The following is a 12824-nucleotide window of genomic DNA, read 5'->3' on the forward strand; positions in this document are numbered from 1 at the left end:
AGCGAGTGGTTTTGACCGCGCGGCCAACCTCTTCTAACGACAAAGTGATGATGGATTTATTGCTTTCCTTCGACCTTGCGACCGATCGCGATACGCGCGACCTTGGGGCGCGCTTGGCCAAAGTGGTGCGAGCGGGTGATTGCCTGGCGCTGCGGGGTGATTTAGGGGCTGGCAAAACCTCCCTCGCGCGCGGGCTGATCAAAGCTTTTCTCAACAGCGACACCGAAGTCCCTAGTCCCACCTTTACCTTGGTGCAGCGCTATCTGCCCGACCCGGACGAACAGCCAGACGCGCCAGAACTGCTTCATTTCGACCTATATCGCCTCGAAAACCCCGATGATGTCTGGGAATTGGGCTGGGAGGAGCTTGACGAGGTGATCAGCTTGGTGGAATGGCCAGATAAAGCGGGGCCGCATTTGTCGCCCCGCAGCCTCGACATCCATATCCTCATTTCGGGCGATCACCGCCGCGCCCATCTGTCGGCTTCCCCGACTACGACTTGGAAATCTCGCCTGAATGACTTCTAACACTTCCACGCTTGAGGCCACCCGTTTTGAGGCGGCGATCGCTTCGGCTTTGTATGCCGCAGGCTTCGGCCAAGCAGATCGGCAAAAATTCGACCAAGATGCCTCTACCCGTTCCTATGAGCGCTTGAACCACGAGGGCCGCACCGCCATTCTCATGAAGGCCCCGCCAGGTAACGAGGATGGGCCTTGTCCGCCCGGCGCGGATGAAGAGACGCGTAAGGCTTTGGGCTGGAACGCGCTGTCGCGACTAGCGGCATCGCGAGTGGAGGCCTTTGTCGCTATTGGCACTCATTTACGCAGCCACGGTTTTTCTGCCCCCGACACCTTGGCGGTGAATGCGCCTGTTGGCGTCGCGGTCGTCGAGGATTTGGGAGATGATCTCTATGCGCGGGTCATTGCCGAAGGCCGTGCCGATGAAGTTGAGCTCTATCATGTTGCCGGTGAAGCCTTGGCTACCTTGCATCGGACGCCGATCCCGGCAAACCTTCCCTCACCCATGGGCCCTTGGCCAATCTTAGATTTTGATGCGATTGCCTTGCGCGAAAATGCCAATCTGTTTGTGGACTGGACTCCGCGTTTTTTAGGCCTTGATGGATTTAGTGCCAATGCTCGCGCCGAATGGGCAGAAATTCGCGATACCCTGATTGGCGAAATCCTGACCCATCCACGCGCCTTTACCCTGCGCGACTATCATGCTGAGAACATATTGTGGCTGCCAGAGCGGCAGGGCATCGCACGCGTTGGTTTGCTCGATTTCCAAGACGCTGTACATGGCTATCGCGCTTGGGACTTTGCCATGTTGCTGCATGATGCGCGACGTGATGTCAGTCCTGAGGCCTATGAAGCGACCATTCGGGCTTATCTAGATGCGACGGGGTCTGAGCGCGCGCCATTCGATGAAGAGCTGGCCATCCAAGGCGCGATCAATGCTTTGCGCATCTTGGGTATCTTCTCCCGTCTCGTAGGCCGAGATGGCAAGCAACGTTATCGCCAGTTCATGCCGCGTGAGGCAGGGCATCTGGCCCAAGTCCTGACCCACCCCCGCCTCAAAGAGATGCAAAGCTGGGTGGCACGTTATGTGCCCCTCGAGGCATTTCGGCAGGCACAAACTGCATGAGTGCGATGCCAAGCCATGCCATGGTGTTTGCGGCGGGCCTCGGCACACGCATGCGACCCTTAACCAACGACCGGCCAAAAGCGTTGGTTGAGGTCGATGGCCGATGCCTGGTTGACCATATGTTAGACCGCCTTGCAGAAGCCGGTGTCGGCACAGCCGTGGTCAATAGCTTTCACTTTGCCGAGAAATTGGTGGCGCATTTAACCCCCCGTGGCAAAGCCAAGCCAAGCCTGATCTTTTCGCGCGAAGACGCTTTGCCTGAGCCTTTGGAAACCGAAGGTGGCCTTGTCTATGCCTTGCAGCATTTCCCAGATGGGCCACTTTTCACCTGCAATGCCGATGCGATCTGGTTGGATGAGACCGCCATCAAACGGATGGCAGAGGCCTTTGACCCGAACCGCATGGATGGCTTGCTGCTGCTGGCACGCCTAGATGAAGCCCTTGGGTTTGATGGACCAGGCGATTTCTTCATGGACGGAGCCGGCAGGCTTACCCGTCGCGGCGAGGCTGCAAGTGCGCCTTATGCGTATGCTGGGGTGCAAATCACGACCAGGGCAAAGTTTGAAGGCAAAACCGCTACCAAACGCTCGCTCGCCCGCACATGGTTTGACGACTGGAGTCCGCAAGGTCGCCTTTATGGCCTCGTGCTCGACGGGCCGTGGCTGCATGTTGGCGATCCGCAGGCGCGGGAAGATGCCGAGGCTAAGCTTCAGGCTTTGCGTGCATCCACACAAGCATAGAGCGCTTGAATAAGGCGTCCGGCGCGTTCATCACCCAAAAGCGCTGGGGTTTGCTTGTTCATGACATAAGCCGCTGACAAGCGTTTTGCCGGATCGCCAAAACCGCCAGAGCCACCCCAGCCAGAATGACCAAGGGTTTCGGGATTGCTGCCATAGCGTAGATTAGAATTGCGCATCACGCCCGCCGCCCATTCAATCTCATAGGGCAAGACCAAATCCAGCCCGCGAATGCGCGGCTTGGTGAAATCTGCCATCGTCTCGGGGGAAATGATCTGGTGGTTCCCAATCTTGCCCTCATTGGCAAAGACGCCATAAAGCGTGGCAACCGAACGCGCCGTGCCATGCCCATTAGCGGAGGGAATCTCTGCAAGACGCCAAGCTGCACCACCTCGATTGGGGGAGGCCCAAGGCGTCAAAAAAGCCACGCGGCGGGCCTCCGAAACAGGCCCCAATTCCGCCATCGCCTTCGGACGGCTCATTTCCGCACAACGGCTGTGATGGAGTTCGGGCAGGCCGATCCAGAAATCAATACCTAGCGGCTGGCAGACATCCACACGCAATTGGGTTCCGAGGCTGGTGCCATGCGCACGCTGGGCCAGTTCACCTACGATATAGCCATAGGTCAGAGGGTGATAGCCGCTTGCCGTCGTCGGCCGCCACATGGGGGCGACATGGGCCAAGGCTTCTGCCAAAGCAGGCGGATTAAGCCAAAGATCGGGATCAATTGGGTCGGGGAAACCCGGAACGCCAGCTTGGTGTGATAAGGCCTGCGCCACAGTCACCTCCTTGCCATGCGTAGTAAACTCTGGCCACAGCCAGCCAATCGGATCATCAAAGTTCAACAGACCTTGATCCTGCAAGCGGGCAATAACCATGGCGGCGATCGGTTTGGTGGTGGAATAGACTGGTACCAAGGTTTCGCGCGTCCAGCTTTGTGTTTTGGCGCGGTCCATATGGCCACCGACCAGATCGACGACGACCTCGCCTTCCAAAATGGCGCAGAAACCTGCTCCCAACTCGAGGCCTTCTTCAAAGTTCAAGTGGAAAGCATCTAAAACCGGCTCAAAGCCCGGCGCAACATAAGGTGAAACCAGATCAGTCATAGCCGCATTTGGACCCTTCAGCTGAGCTGGGTCAAGGCCAAGGGCTCAGCCCGCCAAGCCTCAACGCCAGCAGCGACAATCGGCAATTCCTCTGCGCCCCACTCTTGGGCACGGGCAACCGTGTAAGACACGCCGGCCAAAGCCAAGGCCATGGCGTGCGGCGCTGTTTGCCCGTCGATCAAATGGGCGAGAAACATCGTCGCCATCAAGTCGCCGGTGCCTTTGGGTGGGTTGGCTGATTTAAAGTGGCTGGCAAGCCAGGCGCACGTTCCATCAACCAACATTCCGCCAATCTCGCCATCCCGCTCTACAGAAGAGATTAAAGACGGACGACCCAAAGCGGTAGCAACACCATGAATTTGCCTCAGGTCTTGCGGAGTTGTTTTGGTCAGATAGCCCAACTCCCACAGATTTGGCGTAAGATAATCCGCGCGCGGGATCAGATGTTCGCCCAGCGCATCGGCCACCCCTTGCCCGACATAAAGCCCGCCAGGCATGTCGCCCAAAACGGGGTCGACGAGAACAATAGCTCTAGGATTGGCTGTTTTGACGGCATCAATCGCCCGAGCGGCAATCTGGACTTGCTCGGCGCTGGCAAAATAATCGGTCAGGACACCATCGACCGCTGCGAACAGGCCATTGGCGGCAATACCCTCCAACATGCCGGCGAACAAGTCAGAACTAACCACCCCTCCACCCGGCGGTCCCCAGCGAGGATGCCGGCCTAGAAGCGTGGTCGGCACATGTACGGGATCAATCTTCATCGGCGATTGGGCCAAAGCGAGGCTGGCCAAGGTGCCACCCACCCGGCTTCCCGCGACATGTGAACCAAGAATCAGCACCAATGGCATGGCCTGCTCTTTACGCCACTGCCCTGATTGTGGCTAGAAGAAGCCAAATCTCACGTGAAAGGCTTCCCATGACCGCTCCCCAAGCCCGCCCCCGTCGCAGTGTATTGTATATGCCCGGTGCCAATGCCAAAGCTTTGGAAAAGGCCAAAAACCTTCCAGCAGATGCGGTGATCTTGGATTTGGAAGATGCGGTGGCCCCCGATGCTAAGGATGAAGCGCGCGCCTCGGTGGCGGCGATCGTGAAGGCCGGTGGCTATGGCAAGCGGGAAGTGATTATCCGAGTCAATGGGCTGACTTCGCCTTGGGGTGCACAAGATTTGGAAGCGGCTGTCGCGGCCGGACCTGATGGGATTTTATTCCCTAAAATCTCGTCTGCCGAAGAAGTACGTGCTGCCAGCGAGGCCATGGATGCCCTAGGCTCCGCCCCCTCTATGAGCCTGTGGGCGATGATTGAAACGCCGCGGGCGATTCTAGAGATTGCTTCAATTGCTGCTTCGAGTGCCACAACGCGCCTCGCCGCTTTTGTGATGGGCACCAATGATTTGGCCAAAGAAACCCGCGCCCGTCAAACCGCTGATAGGGCCCCCTTCCACTTTGCCCTTGCTGCCAGCGTAACGGCAGCCCGCCTTTATGGCCTAGCGGTGATTGATGGTGTTTACAATGACATAGCCAATAGCGAGGGCTTTGAAGCCATGTGTTGGCAGGGGCTAGAGTTCGGTTTTGACGGCAAGACCTTAATCCACCCAAGCCAGATTGAGATTTGTAACCGCGTATTTGCGCCAACAGAGGCCGAGGTGGCCCATGCCCGAGCTGTGATTGCAGCCTTCTTGGACCCCGTCAATGCGGGCAAGGGGGTTCTGAAAGTCGATGGAAAAATGACCGAGCTTTTGCATCGCGATATGGCCGAACAAACGGTCGCCATCGCCGACGCGATTGCCGCTATGTCGGCTTCAGACCCAGGCTCATGAGCCACGCATTCACCTGCGCCGCTTGATCGGCGGTTAGGGCTGGCGTAGCACCCACTCCGCCACCCAAAAGCCAGACTTGTTTGCCGCTCAGTGCCAACACATTGGCACCTGTGCGGGCCAAGCGGGAAGATTCCACGCCTCGACCGAGAGCGGGATGGGTGAACTCGCGCTCTAACCAAAATCCGCTTGTGCCATCTTGCAGCGACCGCAGGGCGCGAGTGGAAGAGGGCCCCGCCACAGCTGGCTGGCCAGCACTTTGCCATAGATCGAAAAATTTGGTCTCGCCGACGTCACGATCGACTGTGCGTCGCACGACGGCGCGATGCAGCGTAGCGGCGCGAACATCGGCTACGGATTCGCTGGTGCGGACTGTCCCCTTAAACTGTAGCCAGACCAGCTCATTGGGTCGGGGGGTCAAGGCGACTATTGCGGGCGATGGGGCGGTTCCCAAATCACTCTTCGTCGCGACAGCCTCCGCTTTGGAGCAAGCCGACAAAAGGGCGAATGGGGCGGAGAGCAAGAGGGTGCGGCGTTGGATCATGTTTGTGATACGCTGTCGCGCGCCAAATGGTTGCACCCGATGCCCCTAAGCCGCATCGGTTTCTGGAATTATCCAAGTTTCAAGCTGGGCGGCCTGATCCCAAGCGGCAAAATCTGGATCTTGGAAAATCGCGTCGCACCAGGCTTGAAGCGCTGCCGACACCGGCACCTGGTAGGTGCGAAAACGGGTTGCAACTGGGGCGTAGAAAGCGTCCACGATCGAGCGATCGCCCATGATGAAGGGACTGCCGGCACTCCCAAAGCGCGCCTTGAGGCCGCACAACAAGTCATCAATACGCTGGACTTGGTATTGAACGGTGTCGGACCATTCATGGCCGACCTTTATGCGACGCAAGTTCATCGGAAATGTTTGGCGCACAGCGGCAAAGCCAGAGTGCATCTCGCAAACAGCCGACCGGGCAAGCGCACGGGCAATCGAATCCTTAGGCCAAAGGCCTGCGTTTGGGGCTTGCTCATGGGCCCATTCACAAATCGACAGTGTGTCCCAAATCTTCTCGCCCTCTGGCAATTCCAAAACCGGCACCGTGCCAGATGGGCTGACCGCGACGATGTCTGGATTGGGGCCCATGCCGCGTGGCCCCAAAGGAATGATCCGTTCCTGAAAGCCAATCCCGGCCCATTTCAGCGCGAGCCAAGGCCGCATTGACCAGCTGGAATAGTTTTTGTTGCCAATGGTGAGGATCGGCAGAGCAGCCATGGGACCAGTCCTTTATGGGCATTCGGTGTTAAATGGTGCGGGGTGGATAACCGGCAGCCACCAGCGCATCGATGATTTCTTGGGTATGGCGCGAGTCCCGCGTTTCCATAAGAATATCAAATTCTGCGCCCTTTGCTGGCACATCCAAGGCCAAACGATTGTGCGCTACTTCGAGAATATTCCCGCCCAAATCGCCAATGACTTTGGAGACCACGGCCAACAGGCCTGGCCGGTCATCGCCAATAATCCGCAAGCTGACGATCCGCTTTTCGCGCACCAGAGCCCGCGTGAGAACAGAAGCCAACAGCCGTGAATCGATGTTACCGCCGCACAGGACGATCCCGACCTTCTTGCCGCTAAAGCGTTGCGGATGGGCCAGCAAGGCGGCCAAACCAGCAGCCCCTGCGCCTTCGGCAACCGTTTTTTCAACATTGCAGAACAGGGTAATGGCCTGTTCCAGATCATCCTCATCGACAATCAAAACATCGCGAACCAATTCCTTGGCGATTTCAAACCCTAAACGACCTGCCTGCTTCACCGCGATACCCTCAGCGATGGTTTGTCCCCCGCAGAGCGGGCCAGGCTCTCTACCGGCCAATTCAGCATGCATGGAAGGGAACATGCGGGTTTGCACGCCCACCACCTCTATGTCATTCTTCATGGCGCGGGCGGCAACAGCAATTCCGCCGATCAAGCCGCCTCCCCCGATTGGCACAATCAGGGTTTCAAGCTGTGGCGCATCCTCCAACATTTCAATGCCGATTGTACCTTGCCCCGAAATCACATCGGCATCGTCATAGGGATGCACAAAGGTCAGGCCTTCGCGATCCTTGAGTTGATACGCAAAGGTGGTCGCTTCCGACAGACTTTCGCCATGCAGCACCACACGCGCGCCATGCTTGCGGGTATGCTCCACTTTCGTGAACGGTGTGCCCAGTGGCATGACGATGGTCGCCGGAATGTTGAGACGCGAGGCATGATAGGCGACGCCCTGGGCATGATTGCCCGCCGACATGGCGATGACGCCATTGCGACGCTCAGCTTCGGTAAGCAACAAGAGCTTGTTGAGGGCACCGCGCTCCTTAAAGGCCGCCGTGAATTGAAAGTTTTCAAACTTCACCCAGACTTCTGCGCCGGTAATATCCGACAGCGTCTTCGACATCAGTAAAGGTGTGCGAATGATGCGGCCTTCAATTCGCGCGGCAGCCGCACGGATGGAGTCTAATGTCACGTTCATGAGTAAAGCGGTCCCTATGTAAGCCGTCAAATCGCCGACGGCCCCGCGTCTTTAGGCCGGACAGGGGCTTGGATCAATCAGACTTTGCTTTACTGGCAAGGGTGCGCTCAAACGCCTCGCGCTCCAGTGTCTCCTCGCCCCATTCATCGCCATCGCTTTTACCAACCAAGGCAATCATGTCGCGCTTCAACAGCTCTTCTTCCAACGCAGTACGATCCCGCACGATGCGCTGATAATCGGCGAACTCAACCCGCTGCCAATCTTCAAACATCGCGGTCAAGGCGCGTTCGTCGTAACGGGTGAAGATCATGCCGGCGCGCTCAGCTGCAAAGGCTGGCTTGCCCATCACCTGCAGCGACTTCACCCCTAGGCGGACGGCCGCCGCAAAAGTCTCACGCTCCAACCCATCCACTTTGGCAGCCATCAATTGATAGGCGTGTCGACGGTCAATGGCGCGGGCTAGAATTTTCAGGTTGGGGAAGGCCTCTCGGGCGGTTTCCACCAGCTCAAGCGCCTTCTCATCATTATCAATGGCGACAATTAGAAGCTTAGCCTCGGCGGCACCTGCCAAGCGCAAAAGATCGACCCGTGTTGCGTCACCATAATTCACTTTGCGGCCAAAGCCTCGCAGAACATCCACCTGGTCTGCATCATGATCGAGAACGCTGATCTTATAGCCATAGGTGGAGAGCATCCGACCGACGATCTGCCCAAAACGACCATAGCCCGCGACGATAACGTCATGATGGCCTTCTTCCACCTCGGGCGCACGCGCCTCGCCAGAACCCGATTCTAGGCGCCGCATCGCCCAATCGCCTGCCAGGAGCAATAAAGGTGTGATTGCCATCGAAAGAGCAACGGCCACGATTAGGGGGGCTGTCACCTCGGCTGGAATAACCCCTGCGCCTTCCGCAAATGCAAAGAGCACAAAGGCAAATTCTCCCCCTTGGGCAAGGCCCAAGCCAATCAATGCCGCCTCGCCTGTCTTGCGGCCAAAGGCACGCGCGATGGTAAACATCACAATCGCCTTCACGAGTACCAAGGCGACCACCAACCCAAGGATCAGCCAAGGCTGGGCAACCAAAAGGGCGAAATTTATCCCTGCCCCGACCGAAATGAAGAATAAGCCGAGCAACAGGCCCCTAAAGGGGTCAATATCGCTTTCGATCTGATGGCGGAATTCGCTGTCGGCCAACACAACGCCTGCCACGAAAGCCCCTAGCGCCGGCGAAATGCCGACAAATTGCATCAAGAGGGCCACGCCTACCACCAAGAGAAGCGCAAAGGCGGTCAATATCTCATGCAAGCCAGAAGCAGCCACCCAGCGGAACATTGGGCGCAACAGCACGCGGCCTGCCAAGACAATCGCACCTACAGCAACAACGACCGCAAGACCTTGCGCCCACCCTGGATAAGCCGCCAAGGCCCCTTTGGCAGCGTCGCCGCCCCCAGCAACGGTGATCGTCGCGAGAAATGGGAATAGCGCCAGCATCGGGATGATGGCGATGTCTTGAAACAGAAGCACTGAAAATGTTGCGCGACCCGCTTCGGTTCCAGCTATCCCCTTTTCGCGCAATGACTGAAGTACAATCGCGGTCGAGGAAAGAGACAAGGTCAGACCAACCGCAAGCGCAACTTGCCAGGTGAGGCCGAGCGCCATGCCAAGGCCCGTGGCGATGGCACCCGTTCCAATCACTTGCAATCCACCCATACCGAGGATTGCTGTCCGCAACCGCCAGAGGAGACTTGGCTGAAGTTCAAGTCCGATTAGGAACAGCATGATAACCACGCCGAACTCTGCCGTGTGCATGACATTTTCAGGGTCGCCGACGAGGTTGAGGACATAGGGTCCAATGACCGCACCTGCGATCAAATAGCCCAAAACTGAGCCCAAACCGAGGCGTTTTGCGATCGGTACTGAAACAACAGTCGCCGTCAAATAGACAAAGGCGGATTCAAGAAGATTGGCTTCAGCCATCGATAAGCCCCTCTAGCATGGCGCTAAAATTGGCCGCGGCTTCAGCGAGAATTTCCGGTGTCGCCTGACGGCTGGCATGCACGACAAAGGGGGGCTGCCAAACACATTGGCAAAGATTGGCAGTCGCCTGAAATGGGCGGAGAAGCTCTTCAACAGAAAAGCGGTTTAAGCCATCGGAGCAATAGGATTTTGCGGGGCCGCCGGTCGTAATCGCTTGGGTCCAAGTCTTGCCTGCTAAGGCGGTTCCGCCTTCGCCAAAGGCCCATCCATAGTCCAAGACGACATCGAGCCACTCCTTCACCAAGGAGGGCGCAGAGTACCAAAAAAAGGGGTGCATCAAAATGATATGGTCATGGTCCAGCAGCAAACGCTGCTCTGCTTCCACATCAATCAGAAAATTCGGATAGGTCTCGTACAAATCATGCACCGTCACATGCTCGCGGTCTTGCGCAACCGAACGCAAGGCGCAGTTGGCTCTCGAACGCGCATAAGATGGATGCGCAAAAAGGATCAAAACTGATTTTGGCACGTGTCCCCCGATGCTTCAGGTCTAAGGGGCATTGTCTGAAAGGTCCAGCCTGCGGCTTTTTGCTGTCCAGATAGCGCCCACAAAAATCATGTTGTGTCGCGCATTAAGTCAGCTTATCACTACTTTGGAGTAAGATTTGAGCCCTGTGTAGTTGCCATGCTTGTCCATGTGAGTCAGGAGACCCCCGACGAAACGCATCATAGATTGTTGCAGGTAATTGCCAGCGCCGACTGGCAGGTAGAGCCAGCACTCTATCGATTTGAAACTTTTGCGGCGGCAGATTTCCAACGATCTGTCGACCTCGCGGCGCTGGCCTTGGTGCGCGACGGCGAGGTCTGGTCACAACTCGTGCCGATCCATGGCCCCACGGATCAGGAGGCATTCAAGATCATTTGTTTCCATTTCGAACCCGGCCTCGACAATAGCGGTTTTGTGGGTTGGCTTGCGAGCCTGATCAAAGAAGAGGTCGGCACCGGCGTCGTGGTCATTTGTGGGAGAAATGACTCAAGGGGTGGCATTTATGACTATTGGGGCCTGCCCCTGAGTTGCGCGCAGGCAGTCGAGGCGCTGATCGTGGGCTTGCAACTAAAAGCACGAGCGGGACATTAAGCTTGGCTGAGACTTCCGCGCCCCCAACACAAATCAGTCCACCGACACGCGAGGTGTCGACCTGCCAGAATTGCGGACGCATGCTAGTCGGCAAATTCTGTCATGGGTGCGGACAATCATCCGCCGTCCATCGGTCTTACCTCAAAGAAGTCACGGATATCTTCCGAAGCATCGTGAATTTAGATTCGAGGACTTTTCGAACAGTTCTCAATCTCTTTTTCCGACCCGGCAAACTGACGAGAGATTTTGTCTATGGCAAACGTGTTGGGTTCCTCCCACCATTTACCCTGTTCGTGGCGTCCGTCTTCTTCCTCTTCACCTATTATAGCCTCTTGGTTGGCCCAACATATTTTGCAGCTAAGCACTATACGAAGCAGGAACTCCTAAACGAAGTGCGGGCCGAACTCGCCGACGCACAAAAAATGCTCTCAGTCAGCCAGCAAAAGCTCCAAGCGCTGGGCCAAACATCCGAGACTGAGCGCAATGCGCAGACGACCCGAGAGCTCTTGAGTGCTAAATCGGAAGTGGAAACGGATAGGGCCCGTGTGGTGCAAACAGAAGAAAGGCTAGCGCGAATTCAGGCCTTGCCCGAAGGTAAAATCACCGCAACAGGAGATCCGTTTGGAATCAGCTTCATTTACAAGGGTGAAGACCTGCTTGGAAATGGCTCGAGAGACATTCTATTTGAAATTAATGCCGTCGCAGCAAGCATCACGGCAGAAACTGGCAGCGCAAAGGAACCAGAGGGCGTCCACTTAGCACGCAAATCGGTTCTCATCCTTTCTCAAGATAACCATAAGGCAACATTTTGGGATAAAAGCGCGCAATTGATTTTGCTCTTCGCACCTTCAGGCTTTCAGGTGGAAACGCCATGGCCAGCCCTGAATGAGCGCGTTAATCCGAACCTGAAAGACCCCAAGGCTTTTGTGAAAAAGTTTGCCGCGTCGGCACACAGCTTTGCGATTTTGATTGTGCCGGCAAGCCTGCCCTTCATCTGCCTGCTGCTAGCTTGGCGGCGCGATACTAAACTTTATGATCATGTTGTCTTTACGCTCTATGCATCCGCGTTTCTGGTCCTGGTCTTTATCGGTTTTACGATTCTTGCCCATTGGATCGCTTGGGCTGACCTCCTCGACTATTTGTTCTTTGTTTGCGTGATTCACCTCTTCTTCCACCTCAAACATGCCTATGCGTTGAGATATACGACCGCTTTCGGCCTCACGGCGGCTTTTGGACTGTTTTTTGCACCCTTTGCCATCTTATTGTTCTTCTCCAGTGTGGTGTTTCTCACAGCTATTTAGGCCAACTCCCAGAGCATGTTCTGGCATAATGTTTAGTCGTCATTCATGCGTCCACGCCTAGGATGATTTGCCTAGGCTTTGAATTTCTGCGGGGATGAATATGCGCAAATTTGTCTGGTTCTGCTTGCTCTTGGCACTCAGCGGCTGTGCGACGGCGCCGGGTCCGCTTGATGCCTCGTCGGATGTACGGGCCTTCGTGATGGCACTACGGGACCGCGACTTGGCGGGCATTGAGGCGCGAATTGATCGACCTGCCTTACAAGCGCAAGTCACCGGCATTGCGCGGGCGATTGCCGCCAATGAGATCGCCAAACGGACCGGAGGCGGTGAAGGCGGGCAGATTCTGGGCGTTTTGGGTGCGGACTTAGCCAATCCCGTGTTGGAGCGCTTGTCTAAACAAGCTTTAGAACCCGCCATCCTCGCAGATCTCGCCCGTCGTGCTGGGTTGACGCCACAAACGGTTTTGCCAAGCCGGACAGCAACCAGCATGGGCCTTAAGCGCTTGGCCGATGGTCGCGTTTGCGCGCCAGACCCACAGACAAAGGCCTGTATCCTCTATTTTGGGGTATCCATTCGGCGAGGGCCACGGCGTGGCTTAGGGCGTTG

General features: G+C 56.7%; 14 protein-coding genes. 7 read left to right on the forward strand and 7 right to left on the reverse strand.

Annotated elements, in window-relative coordinates:
- Nucleotides 1-47 precede the first annotated feature (47 nt).
- From tsaE to B7364_RS09525, 3 genes are read left to right on the forward strand one after another with little or no spacing between them, the layout of a single operon-like run.
- The gene (gene tsaE / locus B7364_RS09515) at nucleotides 48-527 is read left to right on the forward strand and encodes a tRNA (adenosine(37)-N6)-threonylcarbamoyltransferase complex ATPase subunit type 1 TsaE (RefSeq protein ID WP_232780866.1); all 480 of its coding nucleotides are present in this window, start codon (nucleotides 48-50) and stop codon (nucleotides 525-527) included.
- Nucleotides 517-1644: an aminoglycoside phosphotransferase family protein gene (locus B7364_RS09520; protein ID WP_085339763.1), complete on the forward strand. Its 1128-nt coding sequence runs from the start codon at nucleotides 517-519 to the stop codon at nucleotides 1642-1644. The genes tsaE and B7364_RS09520 overlap by 11 nt, the downstream gene beginning before the upstream one ends.
- Complete coding sequence (locus B7364_RS09525; protein WP_085339764.1) at nucleotides 1641-2384, forward strand: nucleotidyltransferase family protein; 744 nt, start codon at nucleotides 1641-1643, stop codon at nucleotides 2382-2384. The genes B7364_RS09520 and B7364_RS09525 overlap by 4 nt, the downstream gene beginning before the upstream one ends.
- On the opposite strand, the gene B7364_RS09530 is transcribed toward B7364_RS09525, so the two are convergent.
- Nucleotides 2354-3487 carry a serine hydrolase domain-containing protein gene (locus tag B7364_RS09530; protein ID WP_085339765.1) on the reverse strand — a complete coding sequence of 378 codons (1134 nt, stop codon included), beginning with the start codon at nucleotides 3485-3487 and terminating at the stop codon, nucleotides 2354-2356. The two genes, B7364_RS09525 and B7364_RS09530, sit on opposite strands and share 31 nt — an antisense overlap.
- A 17-nt stretch (nucleotides 3488-3504) precedes the next feature.
- The gene (locus B7364_RS09535) at nucleotides 3505-4338 is read right to left on the reverse strand and encodes a bifunctional hydroxymethylpyrimidine kinase/phosphomethylpyrimidine kinase (RefSeq protein WP_085339766.1); all 834 of its coding nucleotides are present in this window, start codon (nucleotides 4336-4338) and stop codon (nucleotides 3505-3507) included.
- 68 nt (nucleotides 4339-4406) lie between these two features.
- Here B7364_RS09535 and B7364_RS09540 point away from each other — a divergent pair, with 68 nt between their 5' ends.
- Entirely contained in the window at nucleotides 4407-5306 is a 900-nt protein-coding gene (locus B7364_RS09540; RefSeq protein WP_085339767.1) for an HpcH/HpaI aldolase/citrate lyase family protein, read from the forward strand.
- Here B7364_RS09540 and B7364_RS09545 read toward each other — a convergent pair.
- The 5 genes from B7364_RS09545 to B7364_RS09565 form a co-directional block, all read right to left on the reverse strand.
- Nucleotides 5278-5847, reverse strand: a complete 570-nt coding sequence (locus B7364_RS09545) for a hypothetical protein (RefSeq protein WP_085339768.1) — start codon at nucleotides 5845-5847, stop codon at nucleotides 5278-5280. The two genes, B7364_RS09540 and B7364_RS09545, sit on opposite strands and share 29 nt — an antisense overlap.
- A 45-nt stretch (nucleotides 5848-5892) precedes the next feature.
- A complete protein-coding gene (locus B7364_RS09550) occupies nucleotides 5893-6564 on the reverse strand; it encodes a glutathione S-transferase (RefSeq protein WP_085339769.1) in 672 nt (223 codons plus the stop codon).
- A gap of 28 nt (nucleotides 6565-6592) precedes the next feature.
- Nucleotides 6593-7801 carry a threonine ammonia-lyase gene (locus tag B7364_RS09555; RefSeq protein WP_085339770.1) on the reverse strand — a complete coding sequence of 403 codons (1209 nt, stop codon included), beginning with the start codon at nucleotides 7799-7801 and terminating at the stop codon, nucleotides 6593-6595.
- A 73-nt stretch (nucleotides 7802-7874) separates the two neighbouring features.
- Complete coding sequence (locus tag B7364_RS09560; protein ID WP_085339771.1) at nucleotides 7875-9779, reverse strand: monovalent cation:proton antiporter-2 (CPA2) family protein; 1905 nt, start codon at nucleotides 9777-9779, stop codon at nucleotides 7875-7877.
- Entirely contained in the window at nucleotides 9772-10308 is a 537-nt protein-coding gene (locus B7364_RS09565) for an NAD(P)H-dependent oxidoreductase (RefSeq protein WP_085339772.1), read from the reverse strand. Before B7364_RS09565 ends, B7364_RS09560 begins: the two co-directional genes overlap by 8 nt.
- 156 nt (nucleotides 10309-10464) lie before the next feature.
- On the opposite strand from B7364_RS09565, the gene B7364_RS09570 reads away from it, so the two are divergent.
- The 3 genes from B7364_RS09570 to B7364_RS09580 all read left to right on the forward strand — a co-directional run.
- Complete coding sequence (locus tag B7364_RS09570) at nucleotides 10465-10917, forward strand: DUF6196 family protein (protein WP_085339773.1); 453 nt, start codon at nucleotides 10465-10467, stop codon at nucleotides 10915-10917.
- 173 nt (nucleotides 10918-11090) lie between these two features.
- Entirely contained in the window at nucleotides 11091-12218 is a 1128-nt protein-coding gene (locus tag B7364_RS09575; protein ID WP_157893625.1) for a DUF3667 domain-containing protein, read from the forward strand.
- A gap of 100 nt (nucleotides 12219-12318) precedes the next feature.
- Nucleotides 12319-12824 (forward strand): DUF2939 domain-containing protein (locus B7364_RS09580; RefSeq protein WP_198534169.1); only part of this gene is annotated, 506 nt, incomplete at its 3' end.

Origin of the sequence: Aquidulcibacter paucihalophilus (assembly GCF_002105465.1) — a bacterium.
Classification (GTDB): domain Bacteria; phylum Pseudomonadota; class Alphaproteobacteria; order Caulobacterales; family Aquidulcibacteraceae; genus Aquidulcibacter; species Aquidulcibacter paucihalophilus.

Bases quoted from the DNA above. Each gene is read 5' to 3' on its own strand.
- tsaE (WP_232780866.1), top strand. From the start codon at position 48: ATGATGGATTTATTGCTTTCCTTCGACCTTGCGACCGATCGCGATACG.
- B7364_RS09520 (WP_085339763.1), top strand. From the start codon at position 517: ATGACTTCTAACACTTCCACGCTTGAGGCCACCCGTTTTGAGGCGGCG.
- B7364_RS09525 (WP_085339764.1), top strand. From the start codon at position 1,641: ATGAGTGCGATGCCAAGCCATGCCATGGTGTTTGCGGCGGGCCTCGGC.
- B7364_RS09530 (WP_085339765.1), bottom strand. From the start codon at position 3,487: ATGACTGATCTGGTTTCACCTTATGTTGCGCCGGGCTTTGAGCCGGTT.
- B7364_RS09535 (WP_085339766.1), bottom strand. From the start codon at position 4,338: ATGCCATTGGTGCTGATTCTTGGTTCACATGTCGCGGGAAGCCGGGTG.
- B7364_RS09540 (WP_085339767.1), top strand. From the start codon at position 4,407: ATGACCGCTCCCCAAGCCCGCCCCCGTCGCAGTGTATTGTATATGCCC.
- B7364_RS09545 (WP_085339768.1), bottom strand. From the start codon at position 5,847: ATGATCCAACGCCGCACCCTCTTGCTCTCCGCCCCATTCGCCCTTTTG.
- B7364_RS09550 (WP_085339769.1), bottom strand. From the start codon at position 6,564: ATGGCTGCTCTGCCGATCCTCACCATTGGCAACAAAAACTATTCCAGC.
- B7364_RS09555 (WP_085339770.1), bottom strand. From the start codon at position 7,801: ATGAACGTGACATTAGACTCCATCCGTGCGGCTGCCGCGCGAATTGAA.
- B7364_RS09560 (WP_085339771.1), bottom strand. From the start codon at position 9,779: ATGGCTGAAGCCAATCTTCTTGAATCCGCCTTTGTCTATTTGACGGCG.
- B7364_RS09570 (WP_085339773.1), top strand. From the start codon at position 10,465: ATGCTTGTCCATGTGAGTCAGGAGACCCCCGACGAAACGCATCATAGA.